This window comes from Staphylococcus sp. 17KM0847 (assembly GCF_013463155.1).
Lineage (GTDB): Bacteria > Bacillota > Bacilli > Staphylococcales > Staphylococcaceae > Staphylococcus.
This window is the reverse complement of record NZ_CP040781.1, coordinates 37,244-63,378: the sequence shown is the minus strand read 5'-3', so window position 1 is coordinate 63,378 and position 26,135 is coordinate 37,244. Positions and strand designations below refer to the sequence as shown.

The window sequence follows — 26,135 nt, the reverse complement described above, 5'->3', positions numbered from 1 at the left end:
TATTCCAGTTTCACATTCAACCTTTGACCCTACTTAACACTATAACAGTGATCAATCTCCCTCCACCCGTGTTAATACACCATCTTCCATACGATAAACCTCATCACAATAAGATGTCAGACGTTCGTCATGTGTAACAACAATACAGGTTTTATGCTGTTCCACAGTTTGTTCTTTCATTATTTTCATAACTTCCATTGCATTTTCTGTATCGAGTGAAGCTGTAGGTTCATCTGCCAAAATAATAGAAGGTTGCGTATAAAGCGCTTTGGCAATAGCAACACGTTGTTTTTGTCCTCCTGAAATATCACTAGGCAATTGATGTTCAATCTTTTCAAGCCCTAGTTGTTTGATTAACTTTTTGTAAGATGTCTCATCCATGACATCTTTTTTCTGTTTTTTGAGTAACTGAAATTGCTGTTTTACTGTTAAGAATGGAACGAGATTAGTGGCTTGTAAAATAAAACCAATTTCTTGCATACGTGTACGTGCAAGTGCTTTTTGAGACATTTGTGATACTTCTTGCTGATTAATGATAATTTCTCCAGATGATGGTGTTTGTAGTGCGCCCGCCATTGTTAAAAACGTACTTTTACCAGAACCAGAAGGACCAATAATTGCGATAAGCTCTCTTTTATTAAATTTGATTGATGTGGGCTTGACTGCTTCAATGATTCGATTACCATCTTTAAAATTCTTCGTCACATTTTTAAATTCCAACATATCATTTCGCCTCCTAACCTATCCAATCGCTTTCAATGGATCTACCTTTCGTATTGTTAAAATAGAAAATAAACTACCAACTAATGATACGACCACTAATACCACACTATAAATAGTCAATGTAACTGCACTAAACTTAATCGGTACAGCATTGGGTAAAAACATACCTGTCACTAACGTGAGTCCAAGACCAATAAGCGTACCAATCACTGCTAAGATAAAGGTTTGTGAGAGCACTACTTTTGCTAAATAGCCATTGGTGAACCCTTGTGCTTTTAAAACACCGAATAAGTTTGTTTTTTGTAACGTGATCACATATAAGAAAATACCAATAACTGTCGCTGAAATTATAAATAAAAATGTAATCATGAAATTAAGTGTTAAGTTTTGTGCTTGATAACCCGGTAACTCTTCAATGAAACTTTCTATTTCGATTGCTTCTAAATCACTATTTAACTGTTTGTCTTTCCAATTTTTATCTTTAATAACAACGGCATTGGTCACATCTTCTGTCAATTTGGGATTTAATTTCTCGAGTGTGTTGTTATTCGCAAATAGGACGGGTGAAGCATTATACTTGGCACTTTCACTAAATCCCACAATTTTTAATGTTTCATCAGATTGAGAAAGTGATAAGGTATCTCCTAATTTAAATCCTTTTTCTTTTAGCGTTTCGTCTGCAATGACTTCATTATCTGCATTAAATTTTTTGCCATCAATCAGCTTGGGTACTAAAAAGGAATCTTGGGTTACACCAAAAAGAAGTGCATTTTCCTCAGTATTCTCATTAGAAACAATAACGTTTGATTGCTTCAAAGTCGTTTGTTTGCTATAAGTACCTTCTGTATCTTCTTTATTAAAAAGTGATTGTGCAACTGTTTGGTTTGCATTTTTATTGAGAACAATTGCATCAGCTTGCCACTTATCAATACCTTCCCTATTCATATTCATCAAACCGCTTGCCAGACCTGAGAGTAAGAATAATAAATAACTAATCATAATTAAAACGCCTATAATGAGACTGAACTTTAATTTATTACGTCGTATTTCGTTCCATGCAAGAAACATCAAATCCCTCCTTATTATACTTGTCTTGATCATTGCGTTTTATCAAAAACAGATGATACATTGATGAGTACATTAGATATCTCATCACTATATCACTTTCATATCTTCGAACAATTTTAACACTTTTCAATCTGTTTTATAAACAATTAAAACACTCTTGATTATATAAAAACAAAAACTTAATTTATAATAGGAATTTATGTATGTTCCATTCCGTGATTCTATATTCATTTCCCCTTACACCGATCTAGGTCAAATTTCCGCTATATTCCAGCTCCTATTCATACTATTTTGCTTTAGAAGTTTATTTTTTCTATTTGAAAAGTACACTAACCATGAAAAATATTGAGAATCATCAGCCTCTAAATCAACTTTAGGCTGAACGATCTTTTGATATGACAGCTCGTTCAGCCTTTATTTATGACTTTACACAGTTTATAAAATTTTGAATTGTATCCGTTTGAAATAAATCTTTTCGATATATGATTTGCAGCGGAACAGGTAAAAATGGCTCTGATACAGCTAAACACTGAAATTTATGCTCAGGATAACGCTGTATAACAGACTGTGGCAACATCGCAATACCCAGATTACCTTCTACACAACCTAACATGCCATCAAGTGTATTAAGTGTAATCATATGACTGACCTCTATATCATGATATTTCAACCACGATGTAAAGTATGTTCGGTAAAAACAACCATGATCAAATACAATAATAGGTATTGTAAGGTTAGACTGCTCGACGTCTAAAGCTTTTGATGCAATAACAACCATTTGTTCATGAGTGAATGTCTCCGCAACAAGTGCTTGATCTTCTATCTCTCCTGAAATCAATGCACAATCCAGTTCTCTAGCTTTTACCTTATTGACCAATGCCTGAGTTGAACCAGTCTGAAATTGTACTGCAACACTTGGTTCGCATTGATGATAGTGCTGTAAAATCTGTGGTAAATGTGTCGCTGTAATCGTTTCAATCGCTCCCAAATTCAATTGCGCTTGATGATTATGGCTAATATGTTGCTCTGCTTCATCTAATAATCGAAAAATATCTTTGATGTAGATACGCAATGCTTTTCCTGCTGCAGTAGGTTTAATCGCTTTTTTGTCACGATACAATAATTGTGTTCCATAATACGCCTCTAGCTTTTGGACTTTCATCGTGACACTAGATTGTACAAAATTCAAAGCTTGTGCTGCTTTTGTAAAACTACCAAGTTCGCATACTTTATCAAATGCTTTTAAATCTTCTAAGTGCATTGAATCACCCCTGTGTTTTATAACCGTGATAACTCAAAATACTGAATAAGAGTCCCAATAAAAGTAATGTTGTCGCAAAAAGTAACGCTAGATCAAAATGCTCTGAATTCCCAATAAGATGACCCGAGATCATAGGTGCCAACATTTGTCCCAAACTATATACTATTGTCATTAATGAAACCATATTTATTTTTTGATTAGTCTGTAACATTATTTCCTGACTTTTCGCCATAAAAAGTGTCGTTAACCCTAAAAATGTACCACCAAATAACATAGAAGCTATCACTATCATCCAAGCATTGTGCGTAATTAAAGGTAATCCTACACCTATAATTTGTAATATAAATGCACTGTATATCGCTTTTTCATATCCTATATATTCTGCCAATAATGACCAAATGAGTGTTGAAGGGATAGCACCCAGCCCAACAAACATCCAACTCAATGCAGCATAGTCAGACAGTACAGGTATAGCATTGATAATAACAACTAAAAAAGTACCTGTAATAATATAACCTGCGCCTTCAAAAAAGTATGCGAAGGCAAAACAAATCATAAACTTTAAAGTGAACTTTTGAGATGGTTTATTATGTTGCACATCTTTTAAATTAGTATTTTGAGGAGCTTCTTTCATACCTATTATAATTAAAAAACCTAAGAGTAACGAACCTCCCCCTAATAATAGCCATGTTGACTTCCATGTTTCTACTGTTGTATATAGAAATATAAAGATACTACTCAAAAAAATCCCCATACCTACCGCACTGTATAAAACACCTGAAAATCGTTGTTTATTTGCTTTTTTCAATGCCTCTAATACAGTATTTGATGCCAACACAAATACTGTACCGCTCGTAATACCTGAAACAATACGCAATACAGACAATGCCCAGAATGATTCAAAAACACCCAGTAATAATGTAGATACAATATTAATCATTAAATATAATTTTAAGTCGTATACTTTGGATTTTAGCACGATAAACATAGGAATAATGGCACCGATTAAATAACCTAAATAGTTTAACGTTGCTAGTATACCTGCTTCTTGATGCGTCATATCAATAGCTTGCTGCATAAAAGGTAAAATCGGTGTATATGCAAAACGTCCTACTGCCATAACAATCATTAATGACATCATCCCAAATAATAATTGTTGATATGCTTGTCGAGTATTCATCTAATCCTCCTTGTTTAAAGCTTTTTTATATTATAAACAGAAGTTTTAGATTAATAAAAATGATGGTTTTTGATATTGATCATCAAAATAAATGATGATCTGTATACAAATAATGCAAGGGTACATACAACTCACTTCGCTGATGTTCCCTTGCATTGATATGATGCTATTGACCATTAAAAACAAGTGGATCTGGTCCAATGCGTTTATTTTGGTTAAGCATTGCTATTTTTTTCATATGTTTCTCGTCTAGTGCAAAATCAAATACATTGATGTTCTCCTCTATACGAGAGGGTGTAACTGATTTGGGTATTGTAATGACACCATTTTCAATATTCCAACGTATCACAACCTGTGCAGGAGACTTCCCAATTTCTTCAGCGATTTCTTGAATAGTTGCATCATTTAAAATTTCAGCATTCATTAATGGAGACCATGATTCTGGTTGAATATCTTCTTTATTTAAATAATCGATTAAATCTGTTTGTGTTAAATAGGGATGGAATTCAATTTGATTAATCACTGGTTTTATTGAAGTATGTGTTTTTAGCGTTTCTAAATGTGTAATATTAAAGTTGCTGACTCCGATATTTTTAACGCTACCCTCACGATATAAGTCTTCCATACCTTTCCATGTTTCGATCATGACTTTTTCATCCAATCCTGGCCAATGAACAAGATAGAGATCTAAGTAGTCTAAACCTAAATTTTCTAGTGTTTGGTTGTAACCTCTTTTTACATTTTCTCTACCAAAGTCATCAAACCATAATTTAGATGTAATAAATAGTTCTTCTCTCTTCAATCCAGTCGAAGCTAGTGCCTCTCGAATTCCTTCGCCTACTTTCTGTTCATTTTTATATACTAGTGCTGTATCAATACTTCTATAACCACTTTCAATTGCATGTTTTACCGCATTTTTAGCTGTATCATCATTTTGAACTCTAAAAACACCTAACCCCAAATGTGGCATTTTATTTCCATTATTTAATGTTCTATATTCCATCATAAACCACCTTTTCTTTGTAAAACTTTTATCATCTAAATAAGCATTCTTTGTGTTCCATTAAATTATATTGGATTTATCTCTGTGGTGTATATCATGCTGCTCGCAATCAACACCATATATTCATTCTTTATCGAGAAATCAACAGCCTCTCAACGATTAAAGCCTTTTCTATAATGTTTGATTCTTTATGCTATACTTGTGTTTATTATTAGAAATTTTAAATATATCTATGATTATGCGCATATGTTAGAGGGGGAGCACTATGCATCATCACTTCACTTTAAATACGAATGAGCAATTGGTTTTGAAAACAATCTTTAACCACAAACCCATATCTCGAACAGAAATTGCCAAACTAACACACCTTCATAAGGCTACAATTACAGGGGTACTCAATGCACTTCAAACAAAAAATATTGTCACTGAGGTAGGACAAGGATCAAGTACTAAACGTGGTGGACGAAAAACGATTCTATTAGAAATTAACCCTCAATTGGGTTATACCGTCTCTATCGACTTTACTTATGATTCTGTAGATATCATGTATAATTATTTAAATGGTAAAGTAATAGATGTACAATCTTATCCACTTCGAGATAAAAAAATATCACATGCTTTAGAAATTGTTCAGCAACAAGTTAATCCATTAGCCAAAAAAGGAACGTTAAATGGCTTATTAGGTCTAGCCCTGTCTATCCATGGGATTGTCGATTCTGACCAATCCATCAAAGACTCTCCATTCCTTGATCTCGATAACTTATCTGTTGTTGACACACTTTCTCGTTTTGCAGATGTTCCTGTTTTAATTGAAAATGAAGCTAATCTCGCCGCAATTTATGAACATTCTTTACATCACCATACATGCGTTAAAAGCCTAGCTACTCTGAGTATTCATAAAGGGATTGGTGCCGGTATTATTTTTGATAGCTTTTTATATCGTGGGGCGGACGGACATGCCGGAGAAATTGGCAAATCTCTTGTTCTTGTTTCAAACACACCCTCACCGTCTTATGAAAAAATTGAAAACATCTGTTCACAAGATGCTCTTGTTTCACGTATCAATAAACGTATGAATATGTCACTGACGATTAAGGAAATTAAACAATATTATACAGAAGGTCAACATGTAATTTGTGAAGAAATACAAGATTTTATTCAACGTATTGCTGTACTTATTTATAACTTTTCAATGCAAATCAATCCAGAAATGATTTATATCAACTGTCCTATTATGAATGAGATTCCCGAGATCCTTCGACAGATTCGTCAAACACTCAACCACTTTTCATACGATGATGCAAAGATACGTCTTACATCTAACGTACAATACGCTACGTTGTTTGGTGGCACTTTAGCAATTACACAAAAAATATTAGACATTCATCCTATTAAACTCGACTTTTCATTGTAATATATGCAACCAAAACAATGTACACACTATACAAGGAGCTAAGTTTTTATACTTAAGCTCCTTTAAATATTGATTACGGTCTCTTCTTATTTATTTTGTACCTTCTATCTCTTCTTTCAGATATAAATATCAAACTTCTATATATTGTATAGTCATTTTTCACATCAATAATAATTTAACTTTCCAATACAGCCTTATGATTATAATTTATCAACAATGATAGTAAGCGTTTACAATATAAAAAGGAAGTGCTATATTATAGTTAGTTAATTTAATAAACAAACCAACTACAATATAGGAGGTCTCTTCATGACATATTTTAACGTGGATACAATTACTTACGAAGGCCCAAAATCAACAAATCCTTTCAGCTTTAAATATTATAATCCTGATGAAAAAATTGGCGACAAAACAATGAAAGAACACTTACGCTTTAGTGTCGCATATTGGCACACTTTTACTGCTGATCTCTCTGACCCATTCGGTACAGGTACAGCACAACGTGATTGGGATCACTTATCTGAAATGGATAAAGCTAAAGCACGTGTAGAAGCCATTTTTGAGTTTATGGATAAAACAGGCATTGAATATTTCTGTTTCCATGATGTCGATATTGCGCCTGAAGGTTCTACATTAGCAGAAACCAATCATAACTTAGATATCATTACAGATTTAATCCAAGAAAAAATGACTGTAACAGGAAAAAAACTCTTATGGAATACAGCAAACAACTTTACGCATGAACGCTTTGTACACGGAGCTGCTACTTCATCACATGCTGATGTGTTTGCTTATGCTGCCGCAAAAGTTAAAAAATCATTAGACATCGCTAAAAAGTTAAATGCCGAAAATTTTGTTTTCTGGGGCGGACGTGAAGGTTACGAAAGCTTATTAAATACTGATATGAAGTTAGAACTTGATAACTTAGCACGTTTCTTCAAAATGGCTAAAGCCTACGCAGATGAGATTGGATTTACTGGTCAATTTTTAATTGAACCTAAGCCTAAAGAGCCGACATCTCATCAATATGATACAGATGTCGCAACTGCACATGCATTCTTACAAAAATACGACTTAGAAGATATCTTTAAATTTAATATTGAAGCCAATCATGCAACATTAGCAGGTCATACGTTTCAACATGAATTGCGTTATGCAAGAGATAATGGGATGCTCGGTTCTGTAGATGCTAACCAAGGTCATCCATTACTCGGTTGGGATACAGATGAATTCCCTTCTGATATCTATGAAACAACACTTGCAATGTATGAGATTTTAAAAAATGGCGGGTTGACTCCGGGCGGTCTTAATTTCGATGCCAAACCACGCAGAACATCCTTTGAACAAAATGACTTGATCTTAACACATATTGTTGGTATGGATGCATTTGCCCTTGGTTTACGTGTCGCTCACAAAATGATTGAAGATCGCTTCTTCGAGGATATCGTTGACACAAAATATCAAACATTCTCAAACGGTATTGGTGAAAAAATCATCAATAACGCTATATCTTTTAAAGAACTAGAAGATTATGCATTAAACCTTACACAGATTGAAACACAATCAGATCATTTAGAAGTGATTAAGTCACGTATTAATCAGTATATCTTAAATATTAACAGTGAGGACTGATAGACATGACATACGTTATTGGTTTAGACATCGGTACGAGTGGTCTAAAAAGTCTTAAAGTAAATAAAAACGGAGACGTTGTAGATTGTTACAGCGTCTCTTATCATACGAAACATCCCCAATCTGGATATAGTGAAATGGATCCGAACATTTGGTACGAAGCAGCACTTGAAAGCCTAGACTATTTTATTCGTAACACAGATCAAGATGATATTGTTGGTATTAGTTTTTCGGGTCAAATGCACGGTCTTGTTATGATCGATATACACGGTGAAGTCATTCGTCCTGCTATTTTATGGAATGATACACGCACATCACAACAAGTGCAGTCTTTATTAGATACTGTTGGCTTAGATACATTTTTAAGAGAAACACAAAATACAGTTTTGGAAGGGTTTACATTGCCAAAATTAATGTGGGTTAAGCAGCACGAACCACAAAACTTTCAGGCTATTCATAAGATCATGCTTCCTAAAGATTATGTTGCTTACCGTCTTACAGGTCATATATATAGTGAGCCTTCCGATGCATCAGGTACATCCATGTTTAATGTTAAAGAGGGACAATGGGCAACCACACTATTAGCGCAACTGAATATTAATTCTGAGATATTGCCTGAAATCATTCCATCACATGGACAAAATGGTGTACTCTCTGATGCTGTTAAGACACAACTGTGTTTATCCCATGATATTGCTGTATACCAAGGTGGTGCTGATAATGCATGTGGCGCACTTGGTTCAGGAATTACAGATGATCGTGTCCAAATGGTAAGTATTGGCACTTCTGGTGTCGCACTATCCATTCAAAATGATACGTCTTTTAATAATGATGGACGTATTCATTATTTTAATCACTGCGTACCGAATCAAAATTATATTATGGGCGTCACATTATCTGCTGGTCACAGTTTAAGTTGGCTCAAACATTTAATGGATTCACATGAAGATTTCAATACATTTTTAAAAGATTTGTCTACAACTCAACCGGGTGCAAGTGGTCTATTATTTACACCTTATCTATTAGGAGAAAGAACGCCTTATAATGATACTACGATTCGAAGTAGCTTTATTGGATTAGATGCTACAACTACACACAATGATTTAAAACGTGCTGTGATTGAAGGAATTACCTTTTCAATCAACGAGAGCGTTCATATTATAAGAGAGAGTGGTAAATCAGTAAATAAGGTGATTTCTATTGGGGGTGGCGCTCAAAATCCTGTCTGGTTACAAATTCAAGCAGATGTCTTTAATGCAACAATTACAACATTGGCACAAGAGCAAGGTCCTGCTTATGGCGCAGCGATGTTAGCAGCAATGGGTGCGTCATGGTTTGAAGACTTCGAATCATTGACAAACCGTTGGATCCAATATAAAGAGACTGTAAAACCCAAAAAAGCACATCACCATATTTATCAAAAACTGTTCCCAATTTATCAATCAGTCTATAACCATACACAATCTATCACACAACAATTACTGTCATTCAAATAATCAAGGGGATGTATAGAATGAGAAACTATGATAATAAGAAATTCATTTTTACAATTGCTTTAATCGCAACATTAGGTGGTTTATTATTCGGGTATGATACTGCTGTCATTTCTGGTGCTGAACAATCTTTACAAAAATATATCACAGCCGACTATAATGACTTTATTCATGGACTCACTGTATCCAGTGCACTCATTGGCTGTGTATTTGGAGGTATACTTTCGTCATCGCTTTCAAGTCGCTTTGGACGAAAACGCACTTTACAAATTGCTGCAGTTTTATTTATTATCTCTGCACTCTTGTCAGGATTTCCGGAATTTTTATTTTTTACGCCCGGAGAACCTACCTTAATGTTACTCATCATGTTTAACATTTATCGAATTATCGGGGGTATCGGCGTAGGTCTTGCGTCAGCCATCTCTCCTGTCTACATTAGTGAAATCTCACCATCAAGCATTCGTGGTCGTCTCGTATCAGGTAACCAATTTGCAATTATTTTTGGTATGCTTGTCGTCTATTTTGTCAATTATGGTATTATTTTGGGCAAAACAACGCACTGGATTGAAACAATAGGTTGGCGTTATATGTTTGCAACAGAAGCTATACCTGCTGTGCTATTTTTCGTGTTGTTGTTTTTTGTACCTGAAACACCGCGCTATTTAACATTGATTAATAAAGAGAAAGAAGCATTGTCTGTACTTAATAAAATTTACACATCCGCATCACATGCAAAAAATGTATTTAATGACATCGTTTCAACTAAAAATAAAGAAACAGATATCAAAGCCCCTCTTTTTAGCTTTGGTAAAACTGTGATTTTAGTAGGTATATTCTTATCTATTTTCCAACAATTTATTGGCATTAATGTTGCACTCTACTATGCGCCCCGTATCTTTGAACAACTCGGAGCTGGGGGCAATGCTGCAATGATTCAAACTGTTGTTATGGGCTTAGTGAATGTCATCTTTACAGTGGTTGCCATTCTCTATGTTGATAAGTTTGGTCGTAAGCCTCTTTTAATTATTGGATCGACTGGTATGGCTATCGGCATGATTGGTATGAGCTTATTAACTGCAAATGGAACATTCGGTGTGATTACATTGCTATTCATGGTCATTTATACCGCTTCATTCATGATGAGTTGGGGACCTATTACGTGGGTACTGCTCTCTGAAATTTTCCCTAACCGTATTCGTAGTGGTGCCATGGCTATTGCTGTTGCCGCACAATGGCTCGCAAACTTTACCATCACTTCTACATACCCTTCTATGATGGCTTTTAGTGGAACATTTACTTATGGTTTTTATGCATTTATGTGTATTTTATCAGGTCTTTTCATCTGGAAATGCATCCCTGAAACAAAAGGCAAAACATTAGAAGAACTTGAAAATGTGTGGCAAAAATAAAAAGCATCAACCGGTAAAGTCTAAAGATTTACTTTACCGGTTGATACTTTTTATTATGGATTATAATTGCAATAGCGTTACGCTTTTCAAAATATATTGCCCAATGTAGCCGTTAACACTGCTTTGATGGAATGAAGTCTGTTTTCTGCTTGTGTAAACACAACAGACTGTTCGCTATGAAACATTTCTTCTGTTATCTCCATTGCAGTTAATCCATATTTATCAAATATATATTGTGCTGTTTCAGTTTCTAAATTATGAAATGCAGGTAAACAATGCATAATCATCACATTTGGGTTATTGGTCCACGCGATCATTTGTTTATTAACTTGATAGGGTCGCATTGCTTCAATACGTGTATGCCATTCCGACTCATCTGTTCCCATAGATAACCAAACATCTGTATAAATGACATCCGCCTGATACACTGCCTTTTGTACATCTTCTGTAATTAGAATATTTGCACCTGATTGCTGTGCATAATGCTGGGCTTGTTTTTGAACATGTAAATCCGGTTGACTAGACTGTGGTGCAGCAATATGGATATTTACACCTAAAATAGCACCTGTCATCAACAAATCATGTGCCACATTGTTCTGTGCGTCTCCCACATAGGTTAGCGTCTTGCCCTCTAACGTACCAGAATTCTCTTTCAACGTCATAAAGTCAGCAATCATCTGTGTCGGATGCCATTCATTTGTTAGACCATTCCACACAGGGACATCTGAAAATTGACTTAAAGCTTCTACGTGTGCCTGTTTATAACCTCGAAATCCAATACCATCATACATACTTCCTAACACACGTGCTGTATCTGCAATCGATTCTTTCACACCAAGATGTATGTCTTGTTTGCCATAAAAATCAACTTGTGCCCCTAGATCTTTCGCCGCCACACTAAATGCCGCACGTGTTCGGGTAGATGGTTTTTCAAAAATTAATGCAATATTTTTTCCTTTTAAATATGGATGTGGTACATGATAATACTTTTTACGTTTGAGTTCTAAAGACAAATCAATCAATGTCTCCAACTGTTCTTTGGTAAAATCCATACTTTTAAGAAAACTACTACCATTTAAATGCTTAATCTTATTTAATGCTGTTGTATACGCCCCATATGTATCACCCTTTGAATATTTATTTGTTATTAAGAATAATTATACATTTAACTGTTTATTTGTCAATAACATTTACAAAAAATAAATCGTGCATCACTTTCATAATCAACTCATGAGCACGAAGACTCACCGGCGTCTCATATAAAAGATGAACAGACTCAATTACATCTATCAAATATACGACAGATACAATGAAATGCAACAACAAAATCTTATCGAATAAAAAGAGAAACACGCCTGACACATGAGTTTTAAAATGCATTCTAAAAAGGAGCGGGAATCCCCGCTCCTTTTTTACATGGCTATTAAAATAAAGTTATGCTTCTGCTACTTTGACGACTTGTTTACCAAAGTTTTCGCCTGTAAACAATTTTCTAAATGCAGAAGGTAAATGATCAAAACCTTCATCTATTGTGACTTCTGATTTTATTTTACCTTGAGACACCCATTGTGCCAGCTGTTCACTCGCCTCTTTGAAATAATCAGCAAACTGTGCAACAACAAACCCTTGCATTAATGCTTGGCTTTTAACTAATGGACCTTGTATGCGTAATCCGATATCTTGTGCTTGATTATTATATATAGAGATTGCACCACATACAGGTATTCTTGCAAATTTATTTAAATGCTTAAATACCTCATCAGAAATGGCACCACCCACATTTTCAAAATAAACATCGATACCTTCTGGCACAGCTGCTGCTAGTTGTTGTGCAAAGTCATCTTGCTTATAATCAATCGCTGCATCAAAACCAAGTTCATCTATTAAATATGATGTTTTCTTTTCACCACCTGCAATACCGACGACTCTTGCACCTTTAATCTTAGCAATCTGTCCTACAACAGACCCTACGGCACCTGATGCAGCTGAAACGACAACAGTTTCTCCGGCTTTAGGTTTCCCAATTTGAAGTAATCCTGTATAAGCTGTCATACCCGGCATTCCTAATATACTTAAATATAAATACAGTGGGACGTCTTGAGATGGGACTACCGTTAATTGATCTCCACTTATCGTATTAACCTTCTTCCAAGGTAATATGCCTGTTACATAGTCCCCTTCTTCAAAACTTTCATGATTCGATTTTATTACTTTACCGACGATATGACCTTGTAATGGTGCATCAATTTCATAAGGTGCAACATAACTCTTGGTATCATTCATTCGACCTCTCATATAAGGGTCAACAGATACATATATTGATAAAACTTGAACCTCACCCTCTTTTGGCGCACTTACGTCAATAGATTCAAATCTAAATACATCATCTTGTGGTATACCTTGCGGACGCTTTGCAAGTACAATTTGTTCATTATTCATCATTTATTCCTCCAAATATTTCGCAGTTGCTTCGGACAGTGATAAGTCGCCATTAATAATTTGAAATTCATGCCCTTGTAGTGCTTGTTCACTTAATACCGATACAAGCACTTCAGCAACATCTTCTCTTGTAATATATGGATGTTGAACATCCTCAAATTGCTTACTGATGTTAAAATGTTGTGTTCCTTTATCATTAGTCAGCGCACCCGGATGAACAATCGTATATTTTAAGTTAGCATTTCTTAAATAATCATCTGCATAATGTTTTGCAATTGTATAAGGTTTTAAATCACCTGATGCATCAAACGCCTCTCTACGTGAATCATAGGTAGACACCATAACAAAATGTTGATGACCCACACGCTCACTCGCTTTGATTGCCTTTACAGCACCATCCAAGTCTACAATAATGGTCATATCTGCACCTGTTTGTCCACCAGAACCTACTGAAAAGAGAATTTGATCGTATCCTTTAAACTGTGCTTCCAACTCTTCAATCGACTGCTTTTCTACATCGATATATACAGCGTCAATACCCTCTGATTTCAATGCTTCAATTTGTTCCTCTTTTCTTACACCAGCAGTAAAATCACTATCTTGCTCTTTTAATTTGCGTACAAGATGTTGACCTACTCCACCATTTGCACCAATAATTAAAGACTTCATCATTATATCTCCTTTACACTTTATTGATTTGCTAATAATTTTAAAACACTTTTCGCAACCGCGTGTCCCGATTGTGGGTTTTGTCCTGTAATCACTCGCCCATCGGTCACTGCATATGCACTCCAGTCCGCTTCTTTTTTAAATTGTGCACCAATATTGATCAATTCATCTTCTAATAGATAAGGCATATATTGCGTTGTACCATTTGCATCTTCTTCACTATTTGTAAAACCTGTTACCTCTTTACCTCGAACAAGGTATTCTCCGTTCTCTTTAATATCAAGAAGCCCTGCAGCACCATGACATACAGAAGAAACCACTCCATTATTATTGTAGATGCTTAAAGCAATCTCATTTAATTGTTCATTACCTCTTAAATCCCAAATAACACCGTGTCCTCCTGCAAAGTAAATCACTTGATAGTCATCTGCATTAACATCTTTTGGCGCTAAAGTATTGCCAAATTTATTCATATAGTTAGGATTGTTATAATACGTCCAATCGTCATCGCTCATCATTTCAGGTTTGATACTTTCTGGATCTAACGGCACATATCCGCCTTTAGGACTCACTAAGTCCACTTCATAACCTGCATCATAGAAATCTTGAGCAAAATGCGTAACCTCTGAAAACCACGCACCTGTCGCTCTATTTAAATCATCGTATTTCGCAACATTCGTTACAACAATTAATGCTTTTTTCATTGTATTTCCTCCTTGTTCATGTTTATATAGTACAATAACAGTTAAACCTTAGTTTAAGTGAAAGGATATGCTCATATGGATCAATATTATATAGAATATGTCTCAAATTATTGCAATATATCCAAAAGTAAACTGCGCTATTATGAAAAGAAAAATATATTAAAAAATATTGAAAGAGATAGCAATAATAAACGTTTATACACTAAAGACGATATCGAAATGATCAAGTTCATTAAGTGCTTAAGTCATTTAAATATGCCATTGAAAGAAATCGAAAAAAATACAAATATGCTCTACCAAAATAAAACAGATGTCAAAACGATATTAGAAGCTCACCTTGCCTTTTTAAATGAACAAAAAAACCTTATTAATACACACATTCACTTGATTGAACAAGAATTAGCAAAAGCGATTACAAGATAGCGATACAAAGCCTTGTGGAGATCAGCGTTAATGACTATAAAAATGTATTTAAACAAGGATTAAATCTGCTTAAACTATATCAGTGTACCATTATTGCATGATACTATACTGCATATATTAAAATATAAAAAAACAAGTACACCTATTTAAACGTGTACTTGCTTTTGTTTGAAGCGTAAAATCTATTGATATCAAAAATACATTATTTTAAACCTAAGTACTCCTCTAAAGCTTCACCGGACTTATATACTTCTGTTGCCTTATCTTTCCCTAAATAGCGTAGATGCCAAGGCTCATATTGATATCCTGTAATATTTTCTTTGCCTTTAGGATACCTCACAATAAATCCATATTGATGTGCATGCTTTGCAATCCATTGTCCTTCTTTCGTTTTTCCAAAGCGAGCATATAAGTTTTCATCTGAATGCACACCACCTACATCAAATGCAAGACCTGTTTGATGTTCGGAATGACCTGGTCTTGCACTATACTGATCTGCTGCTTTTTTACCATCACGTTGCACATAACTCTTATACAGTTCGACTTGGGTAGGATAGCTTCTATATCCACTTATTTTATATAAGCTCATCCCCTCTTTTTGTGCATCATCAAACAATTGTTGTAATGCTTTTTGTGCTTTTGGATTTTCACCCGGATCATAAGATGCAGGTAAAGCTATTGTTTTGTTCACCATTAAAATACCGTCTATATAGGTCAGTCCCTCTTTAACGACCTTTTTATGTTTCTTTTGATGATTATCACTATTTTGATTTTCACTCGCATGTGCCGTCTTATTTTCACTTTGATGACCATTATGTTTGTCTTGCTGATGTGAACAAGCTGAAAGGAATAAAATACTCATCATTAATATTATAGAAAACTTTTTCATACCCCTACTTCTTCGCCCTTCCTTAGTATAAAAATTTTAATTGTACAGTGAGTGTAACATATGTATGAATGAATAATACACAGCTTATATAAAGTTTTATATAAAATATTTCGTAACAAACTACAAAGCGTCATGCGTCAATTCTGTCATATGTATTCCAATAAAAAAATAAAGCCCTCACTTATGATGCGGACATAACAATGCTTCCAAATCATATGAGGGACTTTATTTATCAATTTAGACTTATTCTGAAACAAAGACGTTATTATTTGGCGTCCTGTGTCAGTCCTTGTAAAAGGTGCATTCCATTTTATCTGTTAAATGATTAGTCTTCTACAACAAACTCAACAGATGCTTCGAATTTTACATCTTTACCTAACATCACGCCACCTGTTTCTAATGTTTGGTTAAATGTAATGTCATAGTTTTCACGGTTGATTTTGCCCGTTACGATAAAGCCAGTTACTTGTGAACCGTCTAATGGGTTTTTGCTTACACCATTGAATTCTACATCGAATGTTTCTTCACGTGTTACACCTTTGATTGTTAAGTCGCCAGTCACACTGTCTTCACTTACTTTTTTAGTTACGAATGTTATCGCATTGAATGCTTCAGTAGCGAAGAAATCACCTGATTTTAAATGATTGTCACGATCTTCATTGCCTGTATTAATAGATTTCGGATCAATAGTCACATCTGCTTGAAGTGAACTAAGGTCATTGATGTCTCCTTCAACATTTACTACAAAATCGTCGAAGCTGCCTTTCGTACGTGAAACCATTAAATGTTTAATTTGAAAGTTTAAATCACTGTGTGCTTTGTCAAAAGTAAATTGTGTCATGATAATTCCTCCAATTTTTAAGTATAAATTTTATATTAGAGTCAGTTTATCAACTTTATTTATAAATTGCAATGATTTAATTTGAAAATCGCAATATTTTTCAATGGTGTTATATTTGCATGGTTACCTCAAAAAGTTATAATAATAAAACCTTTGATACCACAACATGACCAGCACAGATTAAAAAGCTTATATCGTTTGCGTTAATAAGGTTTTATAAGCATTAAACGAACATCTTTTGTAGTAAGCCTTTTTTACGATTTTGCAATCCATTAATTTTTTGATCTTGCTTTTCAATTAAAACTTCAAATTTATCTAAGAATTTCACAATCTTGATTTGTTCTTCGATAATGGGAAAGTCAATAGTTAACTGCATCATTTCTCTTTTAGAAATATTAAATCTTGTAGAACCTTGTGATAGAACAGTAATTCTTTTTCTCATATCTTCACTTCTTAAATACCTTGCCAGATATATAGGCTCAATATCTTTATAATTTACTTTAAATCCAAAGCAAAAACTATTTAAATACATATTTTCACTTTTATATAACCAAATAGAACTCATACCTGCTTCATTTGGTGTCTCAGATGAAGTAGTAAATAATATGTCTTTATACTCTACTTTCGATTGTCGTTCATTATCTTTTACATCTACTTTTGTAGTCATCTCTAATTTTGCTATAGTATTTTTAAATACATTCATATAAGTTATAAATTTAGCATCACCGTGTCCAAAATCTTCTTTAGTTTTACCAGATAATCCTGTAAATGTGGTTCCCAAATTACCTAATTTCATTTTGGTCCACTCTGGATACTCATTCCCATTTTCATCTTTAAATCTTAACTCTTGAGAAAAAATCTTTTGCATATATCCTTTTTTCTTTTCTTCTAGTTTGGCTAACTTTTGTTCTTCTAATTCGATTTGTTGGTCCAGTTTGCTGAAAAATTCACCAATCTTTTGTTGTTCTGAGAAAGATTTCGGATATATAATCTGCATTTTATTAATTGCTGTACCAGAAGTTAAAGCTCTAGTTGTCATTGAACTTTTAGTAATCATTTCTTTTCTGAACGAGTGAGTGGAAAATACATATCTTTTAAATTTATTACTTATTAAATCAATTCCTTTTTTAGGACGTGCTCTTAATACGAAACCACTAAATACGGTATTTTTAGGATCATCCATGATAACAGAAGAATATCCTATTTCTTCTATAACTTCACTAGTTCGTGTGAAAAATACATCTCCTTTTTCAACGGAATAATTTTCCAGTTCTTTTTCTGTGACATCTACTTTTCCACTTAAATTATTTGTTATTATACCTCTATTATTAAAGACATCTTTAAAATTAACTATAGGTGTTCCATATCCAAAATATTTTTTTTCTTTATTTAAACCGTTTTTAAAATCAAATAAATTCTCTATTGTAGTAATTTTCCAAACCGAATCAAATTCTGGAAACCTCAACGTGGGTATATTTTTCGTTTGATTAGTCATGTGTTACCACTCCTAATTCTTTCAGGTAACCTTCTATTTCTTGTTCTACTTCTTTAATTTCTACTTCTATTGTTTTCAAATCTGCTTGTACTTGTTTTAAATCTACGGGTTCTTCTTCTTCAAATGTATCGACATATCTTGGAATGTTAAGGTTATAGTCATTTTCTGCGATTTCTTCTAAGCTTGCTGTATAACTATATTTATCTATGACTTCTCTATTTGAATAAGTATTGATGATTTTTTCAACTTGTTCGTCAGTTAAGTTATTTTGATTTTTTCCTTTTTCAAATTCATTTGATGCATCTATAAACAATACGTCTTGATCTAATTTACGGCATTTTTTAAATACTAGAATACATGTTGGGATACTTGTTCCATAGAAGATGTTGGCTGGCAAACCAATTACTGCGTCTAAATAGTTCTTTTCTTTGATTAAGTACTTACGTATAACACCTTCTGCTGCACCACGGAATAAGACACCATGCGGTAAGACTACCGCCATTGTTCCTTCATCATCTAAATAGTGCACCATATGTTGGATAAAAGCGAAGTCTGCTTTTGATTTAGGTGCGAGTTTACCATAATTACTAAATCTTTCGTCATCATTAAATTTACTGTCAGCACTCCATTTGGCACTGTATGGGGGATTGGCTACTACTGCATCAAATTTTTCTTCTAAAAACGCAGGCGCTTCTAATGTATCACCATTATGAATATCAAAGTTTTCATAACGTACGTCGTGTAGTAACATGTTCATTCTAGCTAAGTTATATGTTGTGTTGTTTCTTTCTTGACCATAGTAACGATATACGGTTGTTTCTTTACCTACACGTAAGAGTAATGAACCTGAGCCACATGTTGGATCATATACGTTTCTCAGTTTATCTTTACCTAATGTCACAATTTTAGATAAGATTTTGGATACTTGTTGAGGTGTATAGAATTCTCCTGCTTTCTTCCCAGCGTTCGCAGCAAATCGTCCAATTAAGAATTCGTATGCATCGCCTAACATATCTATTTCCATATCGCTATGTAGAAACGGTAAATCTTCTAAATTCACCATTACTTTACTCAATAAAGCAGATCGCTCTTTAACTGTATTACCTAATCTTGTAGAACTTAAATCCATATCACTGAATAGTCCAATAAAGTCGTCTTCACTGTCTTCTCCCAGTGTAGAGGTTTCTACTTTTCTAATTGCCTGTGCTAAATGTTCAATATCAAATCTTTGGTTTTCAATTTCTTTCACCATATTACTAAAAAGATCTTTAGGCTCTATGTAATAACCCACATTGTCTAAAAGTTCTTCCTTTAAATCTTCGTGGTATTCTTCCTTTTCCCATGCTTCTTCATAAGTTATATTTTCACCAGATAGTGCTTCAGCTACTTCTGATTCTGCTTTTTCTGATAGAAAGCGATAGAAGATTAACCCTAATATATAATTACGGAATTCACTCGCATCCATATTACCTCTTAAATCATTTGCGATAGACCATAAACGTTTGTGTAACTCTGCTTGTTGTTGGCGTTGCTTTTCTGTAATTGACATTTTTATTTCCTCCTTTGATTGGTACATTTTAGTTTTAAATGACTTATTTGAGTTTGTAAAAGCATATCAAAACCTCTGCAATATACAATTACAAAGGTTTTGAATAATATCTACATACTATATTTTGATGTCATTTCTTCAATAACTGATATAATTGCTTTTTTAGTTTGTCGTTTTTCTCTAAGTTTCTTGTCTCCAACAATATCTTTTAGTTTATCTTGATTAATAATGCCACTAAATTCAAACTCTCCAGTAATTGCTTTTAGCATATGTTCATCAATTGATTGTTGCTGCGCAAATGTTTTAAACTCTTCTTCTCTTTTTGCATTTTCAAACGTGAGGTAAACTTCATCTATATCGTCATCTTCAGATAACTTAGGCACTACCTCATCTATAAATTGAAGTATTAAATCTCGTTTAAGTCGAAGCCTTGAATCATCTGCGTTGTCTAACATACGTCTAATTTGTTCACAATTGCGTTGTTGCTCTTCTTTGTCTTTTAAATCCACTTTACGTACAAGTTCCATGACATACGAAATATTGATCAAATCATTACGCAGAATTTCTATTTCAAAGTCTATATCGTTTAAAATCGTTACTTTTTCAGTTTCACGATGTTTTTGCTTCACTTCATCATATATCGCAAAGTATTTACTCTTATAGTCTTCAAATTCTTGTTCATCCATCCCTATATCTTCATTAGTAAAGTTAAATTCTTCAAAAGCTTTCAATCTCAATACTAATTTAGCAACTAGACGAAACGCTTCTACGAATGATTTTTTATTATTTTCGTCAAAAACATTATCCATATCCTCTGGATTTTGAGCAATTGCTTTCAATTCAGATAATGCTTCTACAAACTCAGATAAATAGGATTCATAACTTCTCATTAATATACGGTCTGTATCCTCTGTTTGAGAGAAAAGCTTTAGTGCCTCATCTGTTTGGCGCTTCAAATTACGGTAATTAACAATTTTTCCAAATGGTTTTGTTTCTTTTTCTACGCGATTCGTTCTTGAATAAGCTTGAATTAAGTCATGATGTTTTAAGTTTCTATCTACATATAAAGTGTTTAGCACTTTGCTGTCAAATCCAGTTAAGAACATATTAACGACGATTAAAACATCAATCTTATTATCTTTAACACCTTTTTTAACATTCTTTGAGATATGATTGAAATACTCTTGGAATGTATCTGTAGAAAAGTTAGTTCCGAAAGTTGTATTATAATCTGCCATTATTTCGTCTAACGTATCTCTAGAATGTTTTTCATTTACATCACCTTCTATACTTTCTTCGTTGGGTGAATATGAATACACGCCTGCAACGTTAAGCGGTTTATCACAGTCTTTATTCATTTCTTTAAAGACATTATAAAATTTAATAAGTGCTGGAATGCTTTGAACAGTTAAGATCGCTGAATACTGTCTATTTCTTGTATATTTATCATGATTGTCAATAATATGCCTTGCAATAAGCCTAACTCGATCATCTGCAAGCCATACTTCATCTTTATCGATACCTTCAACCAATTCTTCTGAACCTAGATCAATATTTTCTGCTTTTATTGTATTAATATAGTCCACTGAAAATCCCAATACATTACCATCATGAATGGCATTTTTAATGAGATAAGTGTGTAAGCATCTACCAAAGATATCTGCCGTACTTCTACCATCTTGGCTTTTGTTTTCTTCAAAACGAGGTGTTCCTGTAAAACCAAAGTACTGTGCGTTTTTGAAATGTTGGCGAACAAGACGATGCATATCACCAAACTGACTCCGATGACACTCATCAATAATAAACGCGACTTTTTGAGTCTTATATTGTTCTAATTCTTCATCGCCACTTTGAACAGCTTTTGACATTTTTTGTATGGTTGTCACTATAAGTGGTAGACTTCTATCATTTAGTTGCCTAACAAGTTGTGAAGTATTGTTGGTCTTATCTACTGCACCTTTAGCAAATTTATTAAACTCTTCTTCTGTTTGACTGTCTAAATCCTTACGATCCACTAAGAATATCACTTTTTGAATATCGTCTTGTTCTGATAATATTTGACTTGCCTTAAAAGAAGTTAATGTTTTACCACTTCCGGTCGTATGCCAAATATAACCATTATTATTTGTCTCGGTCGCCTGACGTACCAATGCTTCAACAGCATATACTTGATAAGGACGCATAGCCATCAGAATGCGATCTGTCTCATTTATTATCATATAGCGTGAAATCATTTTAGCCAATTGGCATGGTCTTAAAAATGTATTAGTAAAGTCACTCAAATTATTTATACGATTGTTATCTTTATCACTCCAATAAAACATATGACTTTTTAATATGTTACCATCATTATTAGAGAAATAACGTGTTTCTATGCCATTACTTATAACGAATAATTGTATGTATCGAAAGAGTCCTGTGTAATTTTGCTTTCGATAACGCATAACTTGGTTAAATGCCTCATTGATATCTACACCTCGGCGTTTAAGTTCAATTTGAGCTAATGGCAATCCATTGACTAAAATTGTGACATCGTATCTTGCTTGATACTTATCATTCACTGAGACTTGATTTGTAATCTGGAATTTGTTTTTACACCAATTTTTTGTATCTAAAAATGATATATATTCCTCCGTTTCGTCATCACGCTTTAAAGGTAATTTATCGCGTAAAATACGTGCACTTTCAAAAATACTTTTCCCATTAATCATTGTTAATAGGCGTTGAAATTCTTTATCCGTTAATGGCTGATCTTTAAATTTATCAGCATGACGTTCATTAAGAATCGCACGAAAATTATCTAATAATTGTTGTTCATTTCTAATCGTTACAGTTTCGTAACCATTTGATTTTAACTGTTTCATCATTTCAGCTTCTAGCTCTAACTCTCTCTGATATGCCATAATATCCCTACCTTTGTCTCTATTACATTTAATTATAATATAACATTGTATTTATGTGACGTGCGCGTTATAAATCATTATTTTTCGAATATCAAAAATGCTCACTTATGATATGCTTCCCCTTGTCAGTTATTTTACTAAAAAAATGAGCCCATTACCTAAGCTCATTCTAAATAATTATATTAATAGCTGCCAATTTCTTCTTTATCGATAAAATTAAGAATAGTAGGGATACCTTGTGTTGGTTTAATTTTTTCACAGTTTTCAAATACTTCATCTTGTGAACTTCCAAATAAAAAGTCAAATTGAGCTAGATAGTTTTTACTACGAAATTTATTTATTAAAATATTAATTTTGTATTGATCAAACATTGACCATTCACTATACAACAAAACTCCATGCCATGTTTCATAAATGCTATTAACATTTTCTTTCATAAGACTTGCTGTATATAAAATTACATCTGCATCTTGAACCTTTTTTAAATCCTTCCCTTCAAAGTATATTTCGGCTAACATTTTTTTGACATTAGTATTAGATGAATATTTCCTTGTCAATGCCTGGGGATATAAACTTAATATATAATAATTTGCTTCTCTTCTACTAAAGTAAAATTTAGCATTCAATAAATCTTTCAAAAATTCATTTGCTCCTGATGATAAAGCTTCACTTACTAGTATAAGAAATGAAAAATAATTAAAAATCCTGGTCATTGGGTTTTCAAATTCTTCTTCCGTAAGCTTTAAGCACCTATTATAATGCTCTATGATTAATTCCCTAAAATAAAAGTTACCATTGTTTAGCGCATACGTAATAAGTTCTTTCCAAGTATCAAAAACCTCTTTTAAAGTCATTAAATCTTCTTTATTATATTCCTCTACGCTATTTTCTATATTTTCTAAAGTTTTATAAATAATATCTAAAGCTTCTTCAAAATTTCTCATTTCATTATAATTTTTAGATAAAGTTAATTTTTTTATCGCTTTTTTTAGGTCATTTTGATCTTGATTATAGTCGGGCACTTTACCAATTTTTGGTTTCTCAAACAATGGTTTATTATGTACTTTTCTTGCAATTTCTTCTGTTTTCTCTATATCTAATTCAATATCTGTCATATCAATAGCAAATCTAGTGTTACAAAAAATTGGCAATGCTGGTTTGCCATTACTTAAAATATCTAAAAAAACAGGTATAAACTTACTATCTCTTTGCTTATCATAAATTTGCGAGCTAATTATTGTACTCTCTTTACCGACTCCTCCTTCTCTATCATTTGCTCTATTACAGTACTGAAGATCGCTCAATATTATAACAAAATCAATAGTCTCATCATTGACCATAGACTCCATAAAGTGATTCAAATCATCACCTTCAGTACAATGCCAAACATCTAAAATAACATCAATTCCATGATCAACTCTCAAACTTTCTGCTATTCTCACAACTCTATTCAAATGATCTCTATTTGTTCTAGAATAAGAAATAAAAGCTTTTTTTGTCATATTGTCCCTCTCCTTGTTCAAAAACAACTAATATATTATCTTCCATTTTTATACAAAGCGTATTGATATATCTTTTCCAACGCATACTTAATGTTCTCTCTACTTTCATATGCATACGAGAGGCGTATCGTATTTTCTTCACTACCATAAATAAAGCCGGGGTTTATTAATTTTTTTTCTTTATCAATTAGTACTGAAAAGAGCTTCTTAACATTTATATTTTCATTGAAGTTTAGCCATATGAAAAAACCACCTTCAGGTATTTCCCACTCAGCAATTTCTGAAAATCCTTCATCTAAAATCCTTAACATATAATCCCGTTTTTCTTTTAATACATTTCTAAGTTTAGCCACATGTTTATCGTAGTCTCCACTTTTCAATAATTCATAAACCACCATTTGAGAAAGTATACTTGAACCATAGTCAATTTGCATTCTTATGTCAGCTAATTGCTCAATCACTTTTTCAGACGCAATAGCCCAACCAATTCTAATAGCAAGGGCAATTGATTTCGAAAAGCTACTTATATGTATGACATTATTATTTGTATCTAACGACTTAATTGATCTTGTCTGTTGTTCATAAAACCATATATCCCTATAAATATCATCTTCTATAATTAGCATATTATGAACACGACTATAGTTAACCATGTCCACTCTAATTTTTTTCTGATATGGATTGACCAGTAGGATTATTGAATGATGGCTCTATATACAGGGCTTTTTCTTTGTTACTAGATTGCTTATTAATAATATTTTGAAAATCGCTTAATTCATTATATGAAATTTTCACTTTTTTCATATTTAAGTAGTCAAATACACGTGTAGAATCTATGTAAGATAGAGTATTAGAAAATATAACAGTATTTTGACTTAAAAATCCGGTGACTAAAAGTTGAATAGTGTGCAGCGCTCCAGAAGTTACTAATACATTTTCTTTAGTAATGCTAATTCCCTCTTTTCTTAACCGCTCTGCTATTAATTCCCTCAACTTCAAGCAGCCATACCCATTATTATATCCAAACGATAACTCTCCAATATAATTTGAGACATTAGTCATTGCATTTTTTAATTCTAGATGTGGCATTAAGTCTTTACCTAGCTCTCCTTTACTTATATGTATATAGGTTGAATCTGTTTCTATTTTGTTAATAAGTTGTACAGTATACTGATTTCTCATTCTAAATGACCAATCCGTCATCTCAGACCATTTATTTAAAATGTAATCCTCATTTACAATAATCATTTACGTATGTTCCGCTTCCTTTTTTTGTATAGATAAAACCTTCTGATTCTAATAATTCTATACTTTTAATAATAGTAACTCTATTGACATTAAATTGGTTAGCTAATTTTCTATGAGAAGGAATTCTCATACCATAAAACCAATCTCCATCTATCACTTTATCTCTTATGTATGAAGCAATTTCTTTATATTTAATAAAAATCATCCTTTTAAAAATTGGTTAGATGAATTATCTGACAATTGGTTGTACTCATTATAAATCATATTACTTAATATGAAAATATAATATT

The 26,135-nt window shown here is 33.2% G+C and carries 20 protein-coding genes and 1 pseudogene; 5 read left to right on the top strand and 16 right to left on the bottom strand.

Annotation, left to right across the window (positions count from 1 at the left end; all coding sequences use genetic code 11):
- Nucleotides 1-51: 51 nt before the first annotated feature.
- From FGL66_RS00295 to FGL66_RS00275, 5 genes are all read right to left on the bottom strand, one after another.
- Nucleotides 52-723 carry an ABC transporter ATP-binding protein gene (locus FGL66_RS00295; protein ID WP_180809648.1) on the bottom strand — a complete coding sequence of 224 codons (672 nt, stop codon included), beginning with the start codon at nt 721-723 and terminating at the stop codon, nt 52-54.
- A gap of 18 nt (nt 724-741) precedes the next feature.
- Nucleotides 742-1,791 carry an ABC transporter permease gene (locus tag FGL66_RS00290; protein ID WP_180809647.1) on the bottom strand — a complete coding sequence of 350 codons (1,050 nt, stop codon included), beginning with the start codon at nt 1,789-1,791 and terminating at the stop codon, nt 742-744.
- 418 nt (nt 1,792-2,209) lie between these two features.
- The gene (locus FGL66_RS00285) at nt 2,210-3,052 is read right to left on the bottom strand and encodes a LysR family transcriptional regulator (protein ID WP_180809646.1); all 843 of its coding nucleotides are present in this window, start codon (nt 3,050-3,052) and stop codon (nt 2,210-2,212) included.
- Between the two features lie 4 nt (nt 3,053-3,056).
- Entirely contained in the window at nt 3,057-4,232 is a 1,176-nt protein-coding gene (locus tag FGL66_RS00280) for a YbfB/YjiJ family MFS transporter (protein ID WP_180809645.1), read from the bottom strand.
- A gap of 166 nt (nt 4,233-4,398) precedes the next feature.
- Complete coding sequence (locus FGL66_RS00275) at nt 4,399-5,235, bottom strand: aldo/keto reductase (RefSeq protein WP_180809644.1); 837 nt, start codon at nt 5,233-5,235, stop codon at nt 4,399-4,401.
- 265 nt (nt 5,236-5,500) lie between these two features.
- On the opposite strand from FGL66_RS00275, the gene FGL66_RS00270 reads away from it, so the two are divergent.
- The 4 genes from FGL66_RS00270 to xylE all read left to right on the top strand — a co-directional run bounded on the left by FGL66_RS00270 (nt 5,501) and on the right by xylE (nt 11,183).
- A complete protein-coding gene (locus tag FGL66_RS00270) occupies nt 5,501-6,649 on the top strand; it encodes an ROK family transcriptional regulator (RefSeq protein WP_180809643.1) in 1,149 nt (382 codons plus the stop codon).
- A 309-nt stretch (nt 6,650-6,958) separates the two neighbouring features.
- Nucleotides 6,959-8,281: a xylose isomerase gene (gene xylA / locus FGL66_RS00265; RefSeq protein ID WP_180809642.1), complete on the top strand. Its 1,323-nt coding sequence runs from the start codon at nt 6,959-6,961 to the stop codon at nt 8,279-8,281.
- A gap of 5 nt (nt 8,282-8,286) precedes the next feature.
- The gene (gene xylB / locus FGL66_RS00260) at nt 8,287-9,777 is read left to right on the top strand and encodes a xylulokinase (protein WP_180809641.1); all 1,491 of its coding nucleotides are present in this window, start codon (nt 8,287-8,289) and stop codon (nt 9,775-9,777) included.
- 8 nt (nt 9,778-9,785) lie between these two features.
- A complete protein-coding gene (gene xylE / locus FGL66_RS00255) occupies nt 9,786-11,183 on the top strand; it encodes a D-xylose transporter XylE (protein ID WP_258007284.1) in 1,398 nt (465 codons plus the stop codon).
- An 86-nt stretch (nt 11,184-11,269) separates the two neighbouring features.
- Here the strand turns inward: xylE and argF are convergent, their stop codons facing one another.
- From argF to FGL66_RS00235, 4 genes are all read right to left on the bottom strand, one after another.
- The gene (argF, locus tag FGL66_RS00250) at nt 11,270-12,271 is read right to left on the bottom strand and encodes an ornithine carbamoyltransferase (RefSeq protein ID WP_180810437.1); all 1,002 of its coding nucleotides are present in this window, start codon (nt 12,269-12,271) and stop codon (nt 11,270-11,272) included.
- A 346-nt stretch (nt 12,272-12,617) separates the two neighbouring features.
- Entirely contained in the window at nt 12,618-13,622 is a 1,005-nt protein-coding gene (locus tag FGL66_RS00245; RefSeq protein WP_180809639.1) for an NADP-dependent oxidoreductase, read from the bottom strand.
- Nucleotides 13,623-13,625: 3 nt separating this feature from the next.
- Nucleotides 13,626-14,291, bottom strand: coding sequence for an SDR family oxidoreductase (locus tag FGL66_RS00240; protein WP_180809638.1), 666 nt, complete (start codon nt 14,289-14,291; stop codon nt 13,626-13,628).
- A gap of 20 nt (nt 14,292-14,311) precedes the next feature.
- Nucleotides 14,312-14,995: a type 1 glutamine amidotransferase domain-containing protein gene (locus tag FGL66_RS00235; RefSeq protein ID WP_180809637.1), complete on the bottom strand. Its 684-nt coding sequence runs from the start codon at nt 14,993-14,995 to the stop codon at nt 14,312-14,314.
- Between the two features lie 75 nt (nt 14,996-15,070).
- On the opposite strand from FGL66_RS00235, the gene FGL66_RS00230 reads away from it, so the two are divergent.
- Nucleotides 15,071-15,418, top strand: coding sequence for a helix-turn-helix domain-containing protein (locus tag FGL66_RS00230; RefSeq protein WP_180809636.1), 348 nt, complete (start codon nt 15,071-15,073; stop codon nt 15,416-15,418).
- Between the two features lie 202 nt (nt 15,419-15,620).
- Here FGL66_RS00230 and FGL66_RS00225 read toward each other — a convergent pair whose 3' ends face one another.
- The 7 genes and pseudogenes from FGL66_RS00225 to FGL66_RS09890 all read right to left on the bottom strand — a co-directional run bounded on the left by FGL66_RS00225 (nt 15,621) and on the right by FGL66_RS09890 (nt 26,050).
- Complete coding sequence (locus FGL66_RS00225; RefSeq protein WP_180809635.1) at nt 15,621-16,307, bottom strand: M15 family metallopeptidase; 687 nt, start codon at nt 16,305-16,307, stop codon at nt 15,621-15,623.
- A gap of 325 nt (nt 16,308-16,632) precedes the next feature.
- Complete coding sequence (locus tag FGL66_RS00220) at nt 16,633-17,148, bottom strand: YceI family protein (protein WP_180809634.1); 516 nt, start codon at nt 17,146-17,148, stop codon at nt 16,633-16,635.
- A gap of 223 nt (nt 17,149-17,371) precedes the next feature.
- Nucleotides 17,372-18,643 carry a restriction endonuclease subunit S gene (locus FGL66_RS10015; protein ID WP_180809633.1) on the bottom strand — a complete coding sequence of 424 codons (1,272 nt, stop codon included), beginning with the start codon at nt 18,641-18,643 and terminating at the stop codon, nt 17,372-17,374.
- Nucleotides 18,636-20,192 carry a type I restriction-modification system subunit M gene (locus FGL66_RS00210; RefSeq protein WP_180809632.1) on the bottom strand — a complete coding sequence of 519 codons (1,557 nt, stop codon included), beginning with the start codon at nt 20,190-20,192 and terminating at the stop codon, nt 18,636-18,638. The genes FGL66_RS10015 and FGL66_RS00210 overlap by 8 nt, the downstream gene beginning before the upstream one ends.
- 110 nt (nt 20,193-20,302) lie before the next feature.
- Complete coding sequence (locus FGL66_RS00205) at nt 20,303-23,095, bottom strand: type I restriction endonuclease subunit R (protein WP_180809631.1); 2,793 nt, start codon at nt 23,093-23,095, stop codon at nt 20,303-20,305.
- 182 nt (nt 23,096-23,277) lie between these two features.
- Nucleotides 23,278-24,597: a toll/interleukin-1 receptor domain-containing protein gene (locus tag FGL66_RS00200; protein ID WP_180809630.1), complete on the bottom strand. Its 1,320-nt coding sequence runs from the start codon at nt 24,595-24,597 to the stop codon at nt 23,278-23,280.
- Between the two features lie 35 nt (nt 24,598-24,632).
- Nucleotides 24,633-26,050 (bottom strand): annotated as a pseudogene (locus FGL66_RS09890) (aminotransferase-like domain-containing protein).
- Nucleotides 26,051-26,135 lie beyond the last annotated feature (85 nt).

Bases quoted from the DNA above. Each gene is read 5' to 3' on its own strand.
- FGL66_RS00295 (WP_180809648.1), bottom strand. From the start codon at position 723: ATGTTGGAATTTAAAAATGTGACGAAGAATTTTAAAGATGGTAATCGA.
- FGL66_RS00290 (WP_180809647.1), bottom strand. From the start codon at position 1,791: ATGTTTCTTGCATGGAACGAAATACGACGTAATAAATTAAAGTTCAGT.
- FGL66_RS00285 (WP_180809646.1), bottom strand. From the start codon at position 3,052: ATGCACTTAGAAGATTTAAAAGCATTTGATAAAGTATGCGAACTTGGT.
- FGL66_RS00280 (WP_180809645.1), bottom strand. From the start codon at position 4,232: ATGAATACTCGACAAGCATATCAACAATTATTATTTGGGATGATGTCA.
- FGL66_RS00275 (WP_180809644.1), bottom strand. From the start codon at position 5,235: ATGGAATATAGAACATTAAATAATGGAAATAAAATGCCACATTTGGGG.
- FGL66_RS00270 (WP_180809643.1), top strand. From the start codon at position 5,501: ATGCATCATCACTTCACTTTAAATACGAATGAGCAATTGGTTTTGAAA.
- xylA (WP_180809642.1), top strand. From the start codon at position 6,959: ATGACATATTTTAACGTGGATACAATTACTTACGAAGGCCCAAAATCA.
- xylB (WP_180809641.1), top strand. From the start codon at position 8,287: ATGACATACGTTATTGGTTTAGACATCGGTACGAGTGGTCTAAAAAGT.
- xylE (WP_258007284.1), top strand. From the start codon at position 9,786: ATGTATAGAATGAGAAACTATGATAATAAGAAATTCATTTTTACAATT.
- FGL66_RS00245 (WP_180809639.1), bottom strand. From the start codon at position 13,622: ATGAATAATGAACAAATTGTACTTGCAAAGCGTCCGCAAGGTATACCA.
- FGL66_RS00240 (WP_180809638.1), bottom strand. From the start codon at position 14,291: ATGAAGTCTTTAATTATTGGTGCAAATGGTGGAGTAGGTCAACATCTT.
- FGL66_RS00235 (WP_180809637.1), bottom strand. From the start codon at position 14,995: ATGAAAAAAGCATTAATTGTTGTAACGAATGTTGCGAAATACGATGAT.
- FGL66_RS00230 (WP_180809636.1), top strand. From the start codon at position 15,071: ATGGATCAATATTATATAGAATATGTCTCAAATTATTGCAATATATCC.
- FGL66_RS00225 (WP_180809635.1), bottom strand. From the start codon at position 16,307: ATGAAAAAGTTTTCTATAATATTAATGATGAGTATTTTATTCCTTTCA.
- FGL66_RS00220 (WP_180809634.1), bottom strand. From the start codon at position 17,148: ATGACACAATTTACTTTTGACAAAGCACACAGTGATTTAAACTTTCAA.
- FGL66_RS10015 (WP_180809633.1), bottom strand. From the start codon at position 18,643: ATGACTAATCAAACGAAAAATATACCCACGTTGAGGTTTCCAGAATTT.
- FGL66_RS00210 (WP_180809632.1), bottom strand. From the start codon at position 20,192: ATGTCAATTACAGAAAAGCAACGCCAACAACAAGCAGAGTTACACAAA.
- FGL66_RS00205 (WP_180809631.1), bottom strand. From the start codon at position 23,095: ATGGCATATCAGAGAGAGTTAGAGCTAGAAGCTGAAATGATGAAACAG.
- FGL66_RS00200 (WP_180809630.1), bottom strand. From the start codon at position 24,597: ATGACAAAAAAAGCTTTTATTTCTTATTCTAGAACAAATAGAGATCAT.